The sequence below is a fragment of the Streptomyces sp. NPDC050416 genome, assembly GCF_044458845.1.
In the GTDB taxonomy this organism is placed as follows: Bacteria; Actinomycetota; Actinomycetes; order Streptomycetales; family Streptomycetaceae; genus Streptomyces.
This window is the reverse complement of record NZ_JBITII010000013.1, coordinates 138842-155674: the sequence shown is the minus strand read 5'-3', so window position 1 is coordinate 155674 and position 16833 is coordinate 138842. Positions and strand designations below refer to the sequence as shown.

Here is a 16833-nt window from a genome sequence, read left to right as displayed (position 1 = left end):
CGCGCCCCCGGTCCCGGCGCCCCGGGTGCCGGGACCGCACCCCCGGCACCCTCCTCACGTGCCCACCCCCACCGTCTCCTCCACCGACGCCACCGCCTCCTCCCGCACGGCGAAGGACAGGCCGCGCAACACCGGCGGCTCGGCCACGACGACCACCCGCACGTGTTCCGCTCCCCTGTCGACGGTCACCTTCGCGCCGGGCGGCGCCGCCTCACGGGCCAGTCGCACGACCGCGTCGGGCGGGTCCTGGCGGGCCGCCGCGCGGGCGCCCGTCCGTGCCGCGTCGACGCACTGGATCTGCGCGGCCACGACCAGCAGCCCCCACACCAGCGCCATCGCGAACATCACCAGCACGGGCAGCACCACGGCCGACTCCGCCGTGACGAACCCCCGATCCGCGCCCCGTTCACATCCGCGCATTGAGGGCGTCCTTCACGATGTTCTGGAGCTCCGCGCTGACCGCGCCGCTCGTGACGACCTTGTAGAGCACCACCGCGAAGGCCACGGCCGCGACGATTCCCATCGCGTACTCGGACGTGACCATCCCCGCGTCCCTCCGCGCCGCACGCACCCCGCACACCAGGGCACCCAGTCGTGCCCGTACCGCCTGATACATCTCAACCCCCGTAGGAAAGAAATCCGAACTTCTGTTGGTCTTCGCTGACTTGTTCCGCCGCCGATCCAGGTCTCCGTCTCACGCACCACCCCCTCCGAGCACCCCGCCCGCGAGCCCGATCACCACGGGCAGCACGCCGACCGCGATGAACGCGGGCAGGAAGCACAGCCCGACCGGCGCGCTGACCATGACGCCCGCTCGGCGTGCCCTGACGGTCGCGGCGCGCCCCCAGTCGGCGCGGGCCTCGGCGGCGAGTCGCGCGACCGGCGTGGCGGCGGGCAGTCCGGAGACATCGGCCCGTTCGAGCAGCCGGGCCAGGCCTCCGGCGCCGGGGAGGGCGGCCAGCCTCCGCCAGGCGGCGCCCGGTTCACCGCCCAGGCGTACCTCCGCCGCGCCCTGTGCGAGAGCGTCACCCACAGGGCCGCCCAGGGCCTCGCCCACCGCCTGCGCGGCGATCACCGGCCCGGCGCCCGCCGCGATGCAGGCCGCCAGCAGGTCGGCGGCCAGGGGCAGTTGCCGCGCCGCCTCGGCGAGGTCGCGTGCCCGCGGGTCCGTACCGGCCGCCTCCCGCCGCAGCCGCCAACGCCACATCCCCAGCGCGCCGGCCAGTCCGACGGCGACACCGACCGGGCCGCCGATCAGCGCCCACCCGGCGCAGGCCACGCCCACGGGGGCCGGCCATCTCCGCGCGGCCCGCCCCAGGACGAGGCGCGGAGCCCGAGTGGCCGTGTCCCGGGGCGCCAGTTCGACCAGCCGGCGCCGCATCCTCCGGCGGCGTCCCGCCTTCTTCAGGAAGCGCACCGACCACCAGAGGGCCAGCAGCACCCCCACCGTCACCCCCAGCCTGTGGAAAACCTCTCCGCTCATGCCGCCTCCTCCGCTCCCCGCACGATCCGCTGCACCCACCACAGCCCGAGGCCCTCCAGCGCACCGCCGGCCACCAGACAGCCCAGGCCCGCCGTGGTGTGCAGCAGGACGTGGAGGGGGTCGGCACCGAGGGCGGTGCCGATGAGCAGGCCCAGGGCCGGCAGCCCGGCGAGCAACACCGCCGTGGCCCGCGCGCCCGCCAACTGGGCGCGCAGGTCGGAGCGTTGGTCCCGCTCGGCGCGCAGGGCGCCGGCGAGCCGGTCGAGTCCGGCCGCGAGCCCCGCGCCCTGGTCCACGGCGACCCGCCAGCACGCCGCGAGTCCCCGCAGCCCTTCCGCACCCGGCTGCCTGGCGGCGGTCGAGAGCGCGTCCGGCACATCACCGCCGAACCGTGCCGCCGCCAGCACCGTGGGCTGTGCGTCCGCGAGTCCGCCGCAGTCCCGCGCGGCCCGCAGCAGCGCCTCTCCCGGCTGGCGCCCGGCCCGGACCTCCCCGGCGAGCGCCCCGCACAACGCGATCACCGCGTCGGCCCGGCGCTCCCGGTCCCGCTGTGCCCGGCCGGCCAGCCGGATCCGTCGCAGCAGCGGCACGCCGGCCGCTCCCAGGACGACCGGCAGCACCGACGCCCCGAGCACCGCGAGCACCAGACCGGCCACCGGCGCCCACCACTCGGCCCGCAGCCGTCCGCGGACCCGCCGCAGCCGATCGGTCATCCGCCACCACCCGGGCGGCCCGCTCCCGAGGGTCCCGCCACTTGCGAGCAGCAACCGCGCCCGCCGTGCCGCCGAGTGACGCTCCCCCAGCAGCCAGACCGCCGCTCCCATGCACGCCACGCCCGCACCCATGGACATCTCAGCCGCTCCCATCATCACTCGCCCCCGTCCATCGCGACCTCACCCGGCCAGCCCTCGCTTCCGTCACCCCGAAGCAGCCCCCGCAGCCGCTCCCATCCCCGCTCGCGCGCGAAGGCCCGCGCTCCCCACCGCAGCGCCGGCACCGTCCGCACCAGCCCGGACGCGTCCCGCTCCAGCACATGCACCTCGGCGATCCGCCGCCGCCCGGTCCGGTCGCGCACGAGGTGCAGCACCACGGAGAGGGCGGCCGCCACCTGGCTGTGCAGCGCGGCCCGGTCGAGCCCGGCCGCCGTACCCAGGGCCTCCAGCCGGGCCGGTACGTCGGCGGCGGCGTTGGCGTGCACGGTTCCGCAGCCGCCCTCGTGGCCGGTGTTCAACGCGGCCAGCAGATGCACCACTTCGGGTCCGCGCACCTCGCCCACGACCAGCCGGTCGGGCCGCATCCGCAGCGCCTGGCGCACCAGGTCCTCGAGGGTGACGAGGCCCGCGCCCTCCTGGTTGGCGGGTCTGGTCTCCAGCCGCACCACGTGTGGATGGTCCGGCCGCAGTTCCGCCGAGTCCTCGGCGAGGACGATCCGCTCGTCCGGCCCCACCAACCCCAGAAGGGCGCTGAGCAGGGTCGTCTTGCCGCTGCCCGTGCCGCCGCTGACGAGGAAGGACAGCCGTGCGTCGAGCAGCGCGCGCAGCACGCGGTCCCCGCCCGGCGGCACCGTGCCCGCGGCGACCAGCTCGCCGAGCGTGAAGGCACGCGGCCGTACGACCCGCAGCGACAGGCAGGCGCAGCCCACGGCGACCGGCGGCAGCACCGCGTGCAGCCGGGTCCCGTCGGGCAGCCGGGCGTCGGCCCAGGGCCGGGCGTCGTCCAGCCGGCGCCCGGCCACGGCGGCGAGGCGCTGGGCGAGCCGTCGTACGGCGGCCGCGTCCGCGAAGCGCACCGGCGTGAGCTCCAGCCCGCCGCCCCGGTCCACCCAGACCCGGTCGGGGGCCGACACCAGCACGTCGGTCACCGACGGGTCGGCGAGCAGGGGCTCCAGCGGCCCGCTGCCGACCAGCTCGGACCGCAACCGCGCGGCGGCCCCCAGGACTTCGGCATCTCCGAGCACCCGGCCCTGTTCCCGCAGGGCCTGTGCCACGCGCGCGGGGGTCGGCTCGGCCCCGCTCTCGGCCAGCCACTGCCGTACTCCGTCGAGCAGTCCCGCGCCCTCCGGTCCGGCCAGGGTGCTCATGCCGCACCCGCCTCGACGAGCGCCCGCTCCCAGAACTCCGTGCAGAAACGGGCGAGCGGTCCGCGCGGGGCGGCGCCCGGGGGTGCCGTGCCCTCGTCCGGGCGCTGCAGTTGCGGCTCGGCCGGCACCTCACCGACCAGGGGCAGTCCGAGCAGCCGGGCCACCTCCCGATCGTCGAGCCCGGGCGGGTACGGCCCGCGGACGGCCACCCGCAGATCGCGCAGGACCATGCCGACCGCGGACGCCACCCGTCCGGCGGCCGCGACGGCGCGCAGCTCGGCGGGCACCACCATCACGCCGACGTCGAGCTGGGTGAGGACCTCGGCCACGCCGTCGTCGATGCGGCGCGGCAGGTCGACCACGACGGTGCCGCCCCGGCGCCGGGCCGCGGCGAGCACCGCGCGCACCGCCTGGGGCGGGACGGCGATCCGGTCGCCGCGGTCCCAGCTGAGCACCCGCAGCGAGTGCAGCTCGGGCAGCGACTCCTCCAGTGCGCCCCCGCCCACCCGCCCGCGTGAGGAGGCGAAGGCGGGCCAGCGCAGTCCGTCGGCCGTCTCGCCACCGAGGAGTACGTCGAGTCCGCCGCCCAGCGGATCGGCGTCCACGAGGAGTGTGCGCAGGCCCTCACGCGCTGAGGTGACGGCGAGCGCGCACGCGAGCGTGGATGCTCCCGCCCCGCCCCGGCCGCCGATGACGCCCACGGTGAGGGCGGGCCGGCCGACGCCCTCGGCCACGTCTGCGATGCGGTCGACCAGCCACTGCTCACCGTCGGGCAGCATCAGGACGTGCTCGGCGCCGATCTCGACGGCCCGCCGCCACACCCCGGAGTCGTCCTGGTCCCGGCCGACGAGGACGACTCCCCTTCGCCGCGCGGCCCCGCGCACCCGCCGCGCGGCGTCGTCACCCACGAGGACGAGCGGCGGGCTCTCCCAGCCGCCTTTGCGGTCGGGCACCCCGTGGTGCACTTCGGGTGTGGCGCCCGCCGCCGCGCACAGGCGCAGCAGGTCGTCGAGGAGTTCGGTGTCCTCGGTGACGATCAGCGGTCCGCCCTGCCGCCCTCCGGCGGCCGACGGCGGATCGTGTGTGACGGCTCCTGCCACGGTCTCCATCCCCCTTCGCTGCATGACTCGCACGGCCCCTGCGGCCCCGCGATTCCCAAACGTGGGAAGAACCGGCAACGCGGCCTCCCTTTGAACGGCCGGCACAAACCGGCCGAGCGCCCCCGGCAATCGGAGCCGGGTCATGAACCCGCCGCCAGCGGGGTGCGCTGGAATCACGGTGCAGCGATCCCGGAAATCGTGTGGATCTTGGTGGATAACTGTGGACGCCTCGACGGTTGTGAATATCGCCGTCACCCATACCGGTGACGCCCACGGGGCCTCAGTGCGACTTCCACAGAGCAGTCCGACTACTACGCCCCGTGACAGATCATGGGCATGCCAAGAAGCCGCCGAGGCGGCTCCAGAACGGCTTTCCGGCCGCGCGAAGAGGGAGAAAATCCATCCGGACATGCGACGACCCCCGCCGGGGGGGAGAGCGGGGGTCGTCCCCACGGCCGACTCGGGGGGGGAGGAGTCGGACCGGGTTAGCACGGTCGCGAACGATCCGTGACTTCCATGGTGTACCCGAAGGCCCTCTCAGGCAAACCCACGCGCCCCACCTTACGCCGAATGGGCTGCCCCTATGCTCAAGGATGTGGAAAACCACTTGTCACCCCGCACAGCGGCCTTCTTTGACCTGGACAAGACGGTCATTGCGAAGTCGAGCACGCTCACGTTCAGCAAGTCGTTCTACCAAGGCGGTCTGATCAACCGCAGGGCCGTCTTGCGAACTGCATATGCCCAGTTCGTCTTCCTGGCCGGCGGCGCCGACCACGAACAGATGGAGCGCATGCGCGCCTACCTGTCCGCGCTGTGCCGCGGCTGGAACGTGCAGCAGGTCAAGGAGATCGTCGCCGAGACGCTGCACGATCTGATCGACCCGATCATCTACGACGAGGCCGCCTCCCTCATCGAGGAGCACCACACCGCCGGCCGCGACGTCGTGATCGTGTCCACGTCGGGCACGGAGGTGGTCGAGCCGATCGGCGAGCTGCTCGGCGCGGACCGGGTGGTGGCGACCCGCATGGTCGTGGGCGAGGACGGCTGCTTCACCGGCGAGGTGGAGTACTACGCCTACGGCCCGACCAAGGCCGAGGCCATCAGGGAACTGGCCGCGTCCGAGGGGTACGACCTCAGCCGCTGCTACGCCTACAGCGACTCGGCGACCGACGTGCCGATGCTGGAGTCCGTCGGCCACCCCCACGCCGTGAACCCGGACCGGGCGCTGCGCCGCGAGGCCCTCGCGCGCGGGTGGCCGATTCTCGACTTCCACCGTCCGGTGCGGCTCAAGCAGCGCCTCCCCGGGTTCTCCGTACCGCCGCGTCCGGCACTCGTCGCGATGGCCGCCATAGGCGCCGCCGCGGCCACGGCCGGCCTCGTCTGGTACACGAACCGGCGCCGGGCGACCGTCGCTTGACCCGGAGCGACCCGAAGTCCATTTGAACGCAAAAGTAAAGAAGTGCAGCCTGGACTTCCGCTTACTCCGGGGCAGGAGTACAAAGGAGTCAACGGCCCGCGAGACCAAGGACATCCGAGAGGATCACCTTAATTACGCATTTGGCCCCACGGACCGAGCATGAACACCGGGCACCCACGCGACGTCGACCCGTCGATTACGGGCCAGCCGCACCAGGGACGGGCAAAGTTCCCGACCTGATGGGCATATATCGAGGACGCTTGGTACCCCGGTGCTCATGCCAGCGGCGGTACGAGTTCTCGTACCGCCGCATTTCTCTGCCGGACCGGTCCTGCCGTCACGCCGCTCCGCGCTGCAGCGCCTCGCACACCGCCATCGACTCGCGTGCCCCCAGTTCGACCGCCCTGCCGCAGTGGCCGATCCAGGCGGCCATGCCCTCCGGGGTGCCGGAGACATACCCGTCGAGGGCCTCCAGGTAGGCCTCGCGGCCCAGCTCGGCGTGGCCCACCTCGGCCGCGCACACCGACTTCGGATCCAGGCCGCTGCCGATCAGGACGATGCGTTCGGCCGTACGCGCGACCAGGCCGTTGTGGGACGTGAAAGGACGCAGCGCGAGCAGCTCGCCGTGCACGACGGCGGCCGTCACCAGCGCCGGCGCGGTACCGCCCGCGATGATCAGCTCCGCCAGCCCCTCCAGCCGGCCGTGCGCCTCGGCCGCGCTCGGCAGCGGCAGCCCGACGAGCGGCTCGTCGACCGGCTCACCCTCCTGCCGGGGCCGTCCCACCTGGTCGGCCTTGTCGGCCGCCGCCACCAGGTGCAGCCGGGCCAGCACCCGCAGGGGCGACTGCCGCCAGATGGACAGCAGCTGGCCCGCCTCGGCGGTGAGCCGTAGTGCGGCACCCACGGTGCGCGCCTCGTCGTCACCGCTGAAGTCCGTACGCCGGCGAACCTCCTCCAGGGCCCAGTCCGCACCGGCCAGCGCCGCCGAGCCGCGGGCGCCGCGCAGGGCCGCCTCGGAGGTGATCGCGTTGCTGCGCCGCCGCATGATCCGGTGCCCGTAGACACGGTCCACGGACTTGCGTACGGACTCCACGGATTCGGCCACACCGGGCAGCGCCCCCAGGGCCGCGAGAGGGTCGGCGGTCGCGCCTGCTGTACTCATGAGTACGACCCTACGCACCCCGGGGACCCGCTCCGCGGCGGAGTGGCCATCTTCACTTGGCCGCTACTTCGCCGCCGGAGCCCCGGGAACACCCTTCGGGGCCGGGGCGGGCCCGGCCGCGAGGAAGGATGCCCAGCCCTGCTTCGGCGCCTCGCCGACCTTCAGCGTGCGCAGCTTCTCCAGCGTCGCCGGGTCCTGGGCGTCCAGCCAGTCCACGAGCTGCCGGAACGAGACACAGCGCACCTCCTCCTTGGTGCACACCGTCTCGATGACCTCCTCGACGGCCCGCATGTAGGTGCCGCCGTTCCAGGACTCGAAGTGGTTGCCGATGATCAGGGGCGCGCGGTTGCCGTCGTAGGCGCGGTGGAAGCCCTTGAGCAGGCCGTCGCGCATCTGGTCGCCCCAGAAGTCGTGCATCGCGGGGTTGCCCTGGGTGGTGGTGCCCGACTGGTTGACCATGAAGTTGTAGTCCATGGTCAGCTGCTCGTAGGAGTGCCCGGGGAACGGCACGAGCTGCATGGACACGTCCCACAGGCCCTGCTTCTTCTTCGGCCAGACCTGGTCGTTGACTCCGCTGGTGTCGTAGCGGAAGCCCAGGTCACGGGCCGCCTTCAGGAAATTCCGCTGGCCCTCCAGGCAGGGCGTGCGGGCGCCGATGAGCTCCTTGTCGTAGTCGAAGGGCAGCGGGGACGCGTCCTTCAGGCCCGCGTTGGTCTTCCAGGTCTTCATGAACTGCTTGGCCTGGGCGATCTCGTCCTTCCAGTCGCGCACGGACCATTCGCCGACCCCGCCGCCGCTGCCGCAGAAGTGGCCGTTGAAGTGGGTGCCGATCTCGTTGCCCTCCAGCCACGCCAGACGCAGCTGCTTCACCGTGGCGGCGATGCCCCGGCGGTCGTTGAAGCCGATGTCGGAGCGGCCCGGGGAGTGCTGCGGCGGCCGGTACAGGTCCCGCTTCTCCTCCGGCAGCAGGTACACGCCGCTCAGGAAGTAGGTCATGGTCGCGTTGTTCGCCCTGGCGACCTTGCGGAAGTGCGAGAACAGCTTCTGGCTGTCCTCGCCCGCACCGTCCCAGGAGAAGACGACGAACTGCGGGGGCTTCTGGCCGGGCCGCAGCCGCTCGGGTCTGGGCAGGTGGGGCTGGGCGCCGGTGTAGGCGGTGGAGCCGTCTCCGATCAGCCGGACCGCGCTCTTCGGCGCGTGAGCCGGCTTCGCCTTCCGCGGGGCGGGGTGCGGGACGGGCTTCTCGTGCCCCGATGTGCCGGTCCCGCAACCGGCAAGCGATGCGGCACAGACCGCGGCGATCACGGGGCCCGCGACGATCCTGTGGCTGGCGGCCATGTTCCGCCACCTTCTTCCTTCTCTCGGATGCGGACAACGCCGCCAAATTCGCACGAGACCAAGAAGGAATTAGTACGACAAGCCGATCACATGGCCACTTCACCCCTCAGGGTGATTTATTCGCCCATTTGCCCGTAAAGTCCATGCTCGCCCTTTACTCTGCATTACGATTCGTTTACCGAGCGTTGGTTCATCCCGCCGAATTACACCGTGACCACGGCCACGACCGGCCCCCGCCCCGAGCGGAGAGCCCGTTATGCGACCGCGCAGCCCCGGAGGAGACGGGAAACACATGTCAGCCTGCGTCCCCACCCGCGCCGACGATCCCAGCCGGACCGAGCGCACCCATCCACCCCACAGCCCGCCGCCCCGTGGCCCCCGCCGTTTCCGGATCGCGGGTGCCGACGTGTCGGCCTCGATCGCGGTCTTCCTGATCGCCCTGCCCCTTTCCCTGGGCATCGCCCTCGCCACCGGCGCACCGCTCCAGGCCGGCCTCGTCGCCGCCGCCGTGGGCGGGCTCGTCGCCGGACGGCTCGGCGGCTCCCCGCTCCAGGTGAGCGGACCGGCCGCCGGACTCACCGTCGTCACCGCCGATCTCATCCAGCGCTACGGCTGGCGGACGACCTGCGCCATCACCGTCCTCGCCGGCCTCGCCCAACTGGGCCTCGGCTGTCTGCGCGTGGCCCGTGGCGCCCTCGCCGTCAGCCCCGCCATCGTGCACGGCATGCTCGCCGGGATCGGCGTCACCATCGCCGTCGCCCAGCTGCACATCGTGCTCGGCGGCACACCGCAGAGCTCCGTCCCGGACAACCTCCGTGCTCTGCCCGCCCAGTTGGCGGACATGCGCCTCGCGGCCGTGTCGGTGAGCGCGCTGACCCTGGCGCTGCTGCTGCTCTGGCCGAGACTGCCCGGCCGGGCCGGACGCCTGCTGCGCAAGGTCCCGGCCGCGCTCGTCGCCGTCGCCGGAGCCAGCGTCGCCGCCACCCTCACCGGCCTCCGCCTGCCCAAGGTCGACCTGCCGTCCTGGAGCAACCACGCCCTGGCCGGACTGCCCGAAGGCCCCGTGCTCGGCATCGTCGCCGCGGTGCTCACCACCACGCTGGTGTGCAGCGTGCAGTCACTGCTCGGCGCGGTCGCCGTGGACAAGCTGGTGGCCGGCCGCCCGGGCCTGCCCGCCCGCGTCCGGCGCTCCGACCTCGACCGCGAACTGCTCGGGCAGGGCGCCGCGAACATCGTGTCCGGCTCGCTCGGCGGACTGCCCATCGCGGGCGTGGCCGTGCGGACTTCGGCGAACGTGCACGCGGGAGCGGTGAGCCGGAACTCCACGATGCTGCACGGCGTTCTCGTAGTGATCGCCGCGCTGCTGATGGTCCCGATCCTGGAGCTCATCCCGCTCGCCTCGCTCGCCGCCCTGGTGATGGCCGTCGGCATCCAGATGGTGTCCCTGCACCACATCCGCACGGTGACCCGCCACCGAGAAGTGTGGGTGTACGCCGTCACGACCCTCGGCGTCGTGTCCCTCGGCGTCCTGGAGGGTGTCGCCCTGGGCATCGCCATGGCCGTCGGCGTCGCCCTGCACCGCCTCACCCGCACCCGCATCACGCACGAGGAGACGGAAGGAGTCCATCACGTACACGTCAGAGGACAGTTGACGTTCCTCGCGGTGCCACGGCTCAGCCGGGCCCTGCATCTCGTGCCCCACGGTGCCGACACCGTCGTCGAGCTGGACGGGTCGTTCATGGACCACGCGGCGTACGAGACGCTGCAGGACTGGCAGAAGACGCACACCGCGCAGGGTGGCACGGTCGAGATCACCGGGCGTCACCCCGGCGTCCGCATCTCCGAGCCCCAGGCCGTCACCGGCTGCCGCTGCCGGCCCTGGACGCCCTGGCTCAACCACCAGTGCGACCGGCCCGAATACGCTCCCTCTTCCCGGAAGGACCCGGGCGGGACCGACCGCACCGACCCGGACCCGAAGGGCACCGGCGGAGCCAGTGGGCACGAACTGGCGCGTGGCATCAGCGCGTTCCAGCGCAACACCGCGCCCCGGGTGCGCAGCGAGCTCGCCCGGCTGGCGCGTGAGGGGCAGCGGCCGTCGCAGCTCTTCCTGACCTGCGCCGACTCGCGGCTGGTCACGTCGATGATCACCTCCAGTGGTCCGGGCGACCTGTTCGTCGTGCGCAACGTGGGCAATCTCGTCCCACGCCCGGGCGAGGAGAGCGGCGACGACTCGGTGGCGGCCGCGATCGAGTACGCCGTGGACGTGCTCCAGGTGCGGTCCATCACGGTATGCGGACACTCGGGCTGCGGAGCCATGCAGGCGCTGCTCAACTCCGAACCCGGCGGCGCCCGGACACCGCTGAAACGGTGGCTGCGGCACGGGCTGCCGAGCCTGGAGCGCATGGCCGACGACAGCGGGCCGTGGGGCAGGCTGGCCGGACGGGCTCCGGAGGACGAGGTCGAGCAGCTCTGCCTGACCAACGTGGTCCAGCAGCTGGAGCACCTGCGCGCCCACGACTCGGTGGCCCGGGCCCTCGCCAAGGGCTCGCTGGAGCTGCACGGGATGTACTTCCACGTGGGCGAGGCCCAGGCCTACCTGCTCACCGAAACGGACGGCGGCAGCGTCTTCGACCGCGTACGCGAGGCGGACCTGACGGCGTGAGCCCGGCTCACGCGGGGGTGTGCGGCCCCGGACGGCCCGGACGGGCCCGGCAGCCCGACGGTCCGACGGCCCGACGGCCTCCTGGCCGCACACCCCACCGCCGCACACGCCACACCGCCGACACGCCGCACCACCCCACGCCCCGCCGCCGCACACTGCACCCCGCCCGCCACGCCCACGCCCACGCGTGACCCGCGTTACACAGGCTGAACTTTCCCTGGTCGGCGTCCGTGGGTACGGATGACGCCGGCTGCCGACCCACCGCCCGACAGGTCTAAACCAATCGGCGGTCGGCCCTTGTCATCGCGCCCCCGGGTCTGATGAGCTGTGGCCTGGGACACAACGGACACCCTGGGAAAGGCAGATGCCGTGAGCAACGAAAGCCTGGCCAACCTGCTCAAGGAAGAGCGCAGGTTCGCACCCCCCGCCGACCTGGCCGCCAACGCCAACGTCACCGCGGAGGCGTATGAACAGGCCAAGGCTGACAGGCTCGGCTTCTGGGCCGAGCAGGCCCGGCGGCTGACCTGGGCCAAGGAGCCCACCGAGACCCTCGACTGGTCGAACCCGCCGTTCGCCAAATGGTTCAAGGACGGCGAGCTCAACGTCGCCTACAACTGCGTCGACCGGCATGTGGAGGCCGGGCACGGCGACCGTGTCGCGATCCATTTCGAGGGCGAGCCCGGCGACAGCCGCGCCCTCACCTACGCCGAGCTCAAGGACGAGGTCTCCAAGGCCGCCAACGCCCTGCTGGAACTCGGAGTTCAGGCCGGCGACCGGGTCGCCGTCTACATGCCGATGATCCCCGAGACGGCGATCGCGATGCTGGCCTGCGCCCGCATCGGCGCCGCGCACTCCGTCGTCTTCGGCGGTTTCTCCTCGGACGCGCTCGCCACCCGCATCCAGGACGCCGACGCGCGCGTGGTCATCACCTCCGACGGCGGTTACCGGCGCGGCAAGCCGTCCGCGCTCAAGCCGGCCGTGGACGAGGCCGTCGAGAAGGCGGGGAACGTGGAGCACGTCCTGGTCGTGCGCCGCACGGGCCAGGAGGTCGCCTTCACCGACGGCCGCGACGTGTGGTGGCACGACCTCGTCGGGCGGCAGAGCGCCGAGCACACCCCGCAGGCGTTCAACGCCGAGCACCCGCTGTTCATCCTCTACACCTCGGGCACCACGGGTAAGCCGAAGGGCATCCTGCACACCTCCGGCGGCTACCTCACGCAGACCGCCTACACCCACCACGCCGTCTTCGACCTCAAGCCGGAGACGGACGTCTACTGGTGCACCGCCGACGTCGGCTGGGTGACCGGTCACTCGTACATCGTCTACGGCCCGCTCGCCAACGGCGCGACGCAGGTCATGTACGAGGGCACGCCCGACACCCCGCACCAGGGCCGCTTCTGGGAGATCGTCCAGAAGTACGGCGTGACGATCCTCTACACCGCGCCCACCGCGATCCGTACGTTCATGAAGTGGGGCGACGACATCCCCGCCAAGTTCGACCTGTCCAGCCTGCGGGTGCTGGGCTCGGTGGGCGAGCCGATCAACCCCGAGGCGTGGATCTGGTACCGCAAGAACATCGGCGGCGACCGCACCCCGATCGTCGACACCTGGTGGCAGACCGAGACCGGCGCGATGATGATCACCCCGCTGCCGGGTGTGACGGCGACCAAGCCCGGCTCCGCGCAGACGCCGCTGCCCGGCATCTCCGCGACGGTCGTCGACGACGAGGCCAACGAGGTGCCCGACGGCGGTGGCGGCTACCTGGTGCTGACCGAGCCGTGGCCGTCGATGCTGCGCACCATCTGGGGCGACGACCAGCGGTTCATCGACACGTACTGGTCGCGCTTCGAGGGCAAGTACTTCGCCGGTGACGGCGCCAAGAAGGACGACGACGGCGACATCTGGCTGCTCGGCCGGGTCGACGACGTCATGCTCGTCTCCGGGCACAACATCTCCACCACGGAGGTCGAGTCCGCGCTCGTCTCCCACCCCTCGGTCGCCGAGGCGGCCGTGGTGGGCGCGGCGGACGAGACGACCGGGCAGGCGATCGTCGCCTTCGTGATCCTGCGCGGCACGGCCTCCGAGACCGAGACGCTGGTCGCCGAACTGCGCGCCCACGTCGGCAACGCGCTCGGTCCGATCGCCAAGCCAAAGCGGATCCTGCCGGTGGCCGAGCTGCCCAAGACCCGCTCCGGCAAGATCATGCGGCGTCTGCTGCGGGACGTCGCCGAGAACCGTCAGCTCGGTGACGTCACCACGCTGACCGACTCCACGGTCATGGAGCTCATCCAGGCCAAGCTGCCGGCCGCGCCCAGCGAGGACTGATCACGGCACGGGCATAGCGCAGCGGACGAGGGGCACCCGGCGGTCGGTACGCCGGGTGCCCCTAGGCACCCCGGTGGTGATCAGCGGGATGCGCCCGGCCATATGTTTACCTAGACTAAGAAAAACAACTGCTCCATGGTGCGCCGGGAAGTCTGGTCGGCATGCGTACAGCCCTGCCCACCGACCGGAGGTCTCCCCGTGACCGCGCCCCGCCCCGACACCCCCCGCAAGGTCTTCGGCCGGCTTTCGCTCCCCGAGCGGAACTACGTGGCGGACGCGCTGCGCACCGAGACCGTCGGCGGGGTGCTGCTGCTCGCCGCCGCGGTCGCCGCGCTGCTGTGGGCGAACATCCCCGGGCTGCACGACAGCTACGAGAGCGTCGCCCACTTCCACCTGGGCCCCGCCTCCCTCGGCCTGGACCTGTCGGTCGCGCACTGGGCCGCCGACGGCCTGCTGGCGGTCTTCTTCTTCGTCGCCGGCATCGAGCTCAAGCGGGAGCTCGTCGCCGGTGATCTGCGCGACCCCAAGGCCGCCGCGCTGCCGGTCGTCGCCGCACTGTGCGGGATGGCCGTACCGGCGCTCGTCTACGTCCTCACCAACGTCACCGGCGGCGGCTCGCTCGCCGGCTGGGCCGTGCCCACCGCCACGGACATCGCCTTCGCGCTCGCCGTGCTCGCGGTCATCGGCACGTCCCTGCCGAGCGCGCTGCGGGCGTTCCTGCTCACGCTCGCCGTCGTCGACGACCTCTTCGCCATCCTGATCATCGCGGTGTTCTTCACCGACGGCCTGAACTTCGCCGCGCTCGGCGGCGCCGTGGCGGGCCTGGTCCTCTTCTGGCTGCTGCTGCGGGTCGGCGTACGCGGCTGGTACGTGTACGTGCCGCTGGCGCTCGTCGTCTGGGCGCTGATGTACAACAGCGGCGTCCACGCCACCATCGCCGGCGTCGCCATGGGCCTCATGCTGCGCTGCCACCGGCACGAGGGCGAGGCGCACTCCCCCGGCGAGCACATCGAGCACCTCGTACGGCCCCTGTCGGCAGGGCTGGCCGTACCGCTGTTCGCGCTCTTCAGCGCCGGTGTCGTCGTCTCCGGCGGCGCTCTGGCCGATGTGTTCACCCAGCCCGAGACCCTCGGCGTCGTCCTCGGACTGGTCGTCGGCAAGGCGCTCGGCATCTTCGGCGGGACGTGGCTGACGGCCCGATTCACCCGGGCGTCGCTCAGCGACGACCTCGCCTGGGCGGACGTGTTCGCGGTGGCGAGTCTCGCCGGCATCGGCTTCACGGTGTCGCTGCTGATCGGGGAGCTCGCCTTCGAGGGCGACCAGGTGATGACCGATGAGGTCAAGGCCGCGGTGCTGCTGGGCTCGCTCATCGCCGCGACACTCGCGACCGTCCTGCTGAAGATGCGCAACGCCAAGTACCGTCGCCTGTGGGAGAGCGAGGAGCGCGACGAGGACGCCGACGGCATCCCGGACGTCTACGAGGAGGACGACCCGGCGTACCACGAGCGGCTGGCCGAGCTCTACGAACGCAAGGCCGCCGAACACCGCCGGATCGCCCGGGAGAAGGCGGCCGCGCGCCACGGGCTTGCCGAAGTACCGGGCGGGGCAGGCGATGACCACCACCGTCCGGCATGATCTGACGAGACGGTACAAAAGACGGGACCGTACGCAGTCAGGCCGTACGCAGTGAGACGACTGTGCACGAGTCGGACAGAAGACGCGGACATCGGACCGTACACAGAAGAGGGAGACCGCGATGAGCGCACCCGACGGCAGCCCGGTCGGCGCCGAACGCACCATCGGCCAGCTGTTCGCCTCGGCGACGGCTGAAATGTCGGCACTGGTGCACGACGAGATCGCGCTGGCCAAGGCGCAGCTCAAGCAGGATGTGAAGCGCGGCGCCACCAGCGGCGGCGCCTTCTCGATGGCGGGCGCCGTACTGGTGTTCTCCCTGCCGATGCTGAACTTCGCACTGGCCTACGGCATCCGCACCTGGACCGACTGGAACCTGGCGATCTGCTTCCTGCTGTCCTTCGCGGCGAACGTGCTCGTCGCGGTCGTGCTCGCGCTGATCGGCGTGGCCTTCGCGAAGAAGGCCAAGAAGAGCAAGGGCCCGCAGAAGGTCGCCGCCTCCATGAAGGAGACCGCGGGCGTCTTCCAGAAGGCCAAGCCGCACCCGCGGCCCGAGCTCCCGAAGGACCGGGTCCCCGAGGCCATCGAGGCTGTGGCACGCTCGTCGTCATGACCGATCCCGCCACACCTTCGGCACAACCGGCCTCGGCCGTGCGGCTGGACGGACCCTGGAGCCACCGCGACGTCGCCGCCAACGGCGCCCGCTTCCACATCGCCGAGCTGGGCGACGGGCCGCTGGTCCTGCTCCTGCACGGCTTCCCGCAGTTCTGGTGGACCTGGCGGCACCAGCTGGTGGCGCTCGCCGACGCCGGCTTCCGGGCCGTCGCCATGGACCTGCGGGGCGTCGGGGGCAGCGACCGTACGCCGCGCGGTTACGACCCCGCCAACCTCGCGCTCGACGTCACCGGCGTCATCCGCTCGCTCGGCGAGCCGGACGCCGCGCTGGTCGGCCACGACCTGGGCGGATACCTGGCGTGGACGGCGGCCGCGATGCGCCCCAAGCTGGTGCGGCGGCTGGCGGTCGCGTCCATGCCACATCCGCGGCGCTGGCGCGCGGCCATGCTGCGGGACGTCAAGCAGACCCGCGCCGGTTCACACATCTGGGGCTTCCAGCGGCCCTGGATCCCGGAGCGGCAGCTCACCGCCGACGACGGGGCGCTCGTGGCCGAGCTGATCCAGGACTGGTCCGGGCCGCGCCCGCCGGAGGACGAGGCGCTGGAGAACTACCGCCGGGCCATGTGCATCCCCTCCGCGGCGCACTGCGCGGTCGAGCCGTACCGCTGGATGGTGCGCTCCCTGGCCCGCCCGGACGGCATCCAGTTCAACCGCCGGATGAAGCGGCCCGTGCGCGTGCCGACGCTCCATCTGCACGGTTCGCTCGACCCCGTGATGCGCACGCGCAGCGCGGCCGGGTCCGGCGAGTACGTCGAAGCCCCGTACCGCTGGCGCCTGTTCGACGGCCTCGGCCACTTCCCGCACGAGGAGGATCCGGTCGCGTTCTCCTCGGAGCTCATCAACTGGCTGAAGGATTCCGAACCCGATCGGTGACCGTTTGACCACGGCCGGTGTCCGGGTGTGAACGCCTGTCCGACGAACGGCCAATTGCCTGGCGCATAGGCCAATTGGGCGCTCCC

At 72.3% G+C, this 16833-nt stretch carries 14 protein-coding genes; 6 read left to right on the top strand and 8 right to left on the bottom strand.

Features of this window, described 5'->3' with window-relative positions; translation table 11 throughout:
• Positions 1-54 precede the first annotated feature (54 nt).
• From ACIBL4_RS33840 to ssd, 6 genes are all read right to left on the bottom strand, one after another.
• On the bottom strand, positions 55-420 hold the full coding sequence (locus tag ACIBL4_RS33840) for a TadE family type IV pilus minor pilin (protein WP_399415599.1): 366 nt from the start codon (positions 418-420) through the stop codon (positions 55-57).
• The gene (locus ACIBL4_RS33835) at positions 407-616 is read right to left on the bottom strand and encodes a DUF4244 domain-containing protein (protein ID WP_399415598.1); all 210 of its coding nucleotides are present in this window, start codon (positions 614-616) and stop codon (positions 407-409) included. Before ACIBL4_RS33835 ends, ACIBL4_RS33840 begins: the two co-directional genes overlap by 14 nt.
• Positions 617-694: 78 nt before the next feature.
• Positions 695-1483 (bottom strand): type II secretion system F family protein, encoded by a 789-nt coding sequence (locus tag ACIBL4_RS33830; protein WP_399415597.1) that lies wholly within the window; start codon positions 1481-1483, stop codon positions 695-697.
• Entirely contained in the window at positions 1480-2352 is an 873-nt protein-coding gene (locus tag ACIBL4_RS33825; protein WP_399415596.1) for a type II secretion system F family protein, read from the bottom strand. The genes ACIBL4_RS33830 and ACIBL4_RS33825 overlap by 4 nt, the downstream gene beginning before the upstream one ends.
• Entirely contained in the window at positions 2352-3563 is a 1212-nt protein-coding gene (locus ACIBL4_RS33820; protein WP_399415595.1) for a TadA family conjugal transfer-associated ATPase, read from the bottom strand. The genes ACIBL4_RS33825 and ACIBL4_RS33820 overlap by 1 nt, the downstream gene beginning before the upstream one ends.
• On the bottom strand, positions 3560-4672 hold the full coding sequence (gene ssd, locus ACIBL4_RS33815) for a septum site-determining protein Ssd (protein ID WP_399415685.1): 1113 nt from the start codon (positions 4670-4672) through the stop codon (positions 3560-3562). Before ssd ends, ACIBL4_RS33820 begins: the two co-directional genes overlap by 4 nt.
• A gap of 574 nt (positions 4673-5246) precedes the next feature.
• Between ssd and ACIBL4_RS33810 the strand changes: the two genes are divergently transcribed.
• On the top strand, positions 5247-6080 hold the full coding sequence (locus ACIBL4_RS33810; RefSeq protein ID WP_399415594.1) for an HAD family hydrolase: 834 nt from the start codon (positions 5247-5249) through the stop codon (positions 6078-6080).
• Between the two features lie 337 nt (positions 6081-6417).
• On the opposite strand, the gene ACIBL4_RS33805 is transcribed toward ACIBL4_RS33810, so the two are convergent.
• Both ACIBL4_RS33805 and ACIBL4_RS33800 read right to left on the bottom strand, forming a co-directional pair.
• Entirely contained in the window at positions 6418-7242 is an 825-nt protein-coding gene (locus ACIBL4_RS33805) for an oxidoreductase (protein WP_399415593.1), read from the bottom strand.
• 63 nt (positions 7243-7305) lie between these two features.
• Entirely contained in the window at positions 7306-8580 is a 1275-nt protein-coding gene (locus ACIBL4_RS33800) for a hypothetical protein (RefSeq protein WP_399415592.1), read from the bottom strand.
• A 292-nt stretch (positions 8581-8872) separates the two neighbouring features.
• On the opposite strand from ACIBL4_RS33800, the gene ACIBL4_RS33795 reads away from it, so the two are divergent.
• The 5 genes from ACIBL4_RS33795 to ACIBL4_RS33775 all read left to right on the top strand — a co-directional run bounded on the left by ACIBL4_RS33795 (position 8873) and on the right by ACIBL4_RS33775 (position 16747).
• Positions 8873-11242, top strand: a complete 2370-nt coding sequence (locus ACIBL4_RS33795; RefSeq protein ID WP_399415590.1) for a bifunctional SulP family inorganic anion transporter/carbonic anhydrase — start codon at positions 8873-8875, stop codon at positions 11240-11242.
• Between the two features lie 369 nt (positions 11243-11611).
• Positions 11612-13567, top strand: a complete 1956-nt coding sequence (gene acs / locus ACIBL4_RS33790) for an acetate--CoA ligase (protein WP_399415588.1) — start codon at positions 11612-11614, stop codon at positions 13565-13567.
• 198 nt (positions 13568-13765) lie between these two features.
• Complete coding sequence (nhaA, locus tag ACIBL4_RS33785) at positions 13766-15202, top strand: Na+/H+ antiporter NhaA (RefSeq protein WP_399415587.1); 1437 nt, start codon at positions 13766-13768, stop codon at positions 15200-15202.
• A 121-nt stretch (positions 15203-15323) separates the two neighbouring features.
• Entirely contained in the window at positions 15324-15812 is a 489-nt protein-coding gene (locus tag ACIBL4_RS33780; protein WP_356922499.1) for a phage holin family protein, read from the top strand.
• Positions 15809-16747 carry an alpha/beta fold hydrolase gene (locus ACIBL4_RS33775; RefSeq protein ID WP_399415586.1) on the top strand — a complete coding sequence of 313 codons (939 nt, stop codon included), beginning with the start codon at positions 15809-15811 and terminating at the stop codon, positions 16745-16747. The genes ACIBL4_RS33780 and ACIBL4_RS33775 overlap by 4 nt, the downstream gene beginning before the upstream one ends.
• Positions 16748-16833: the final 86 nt, after the last annotated feature.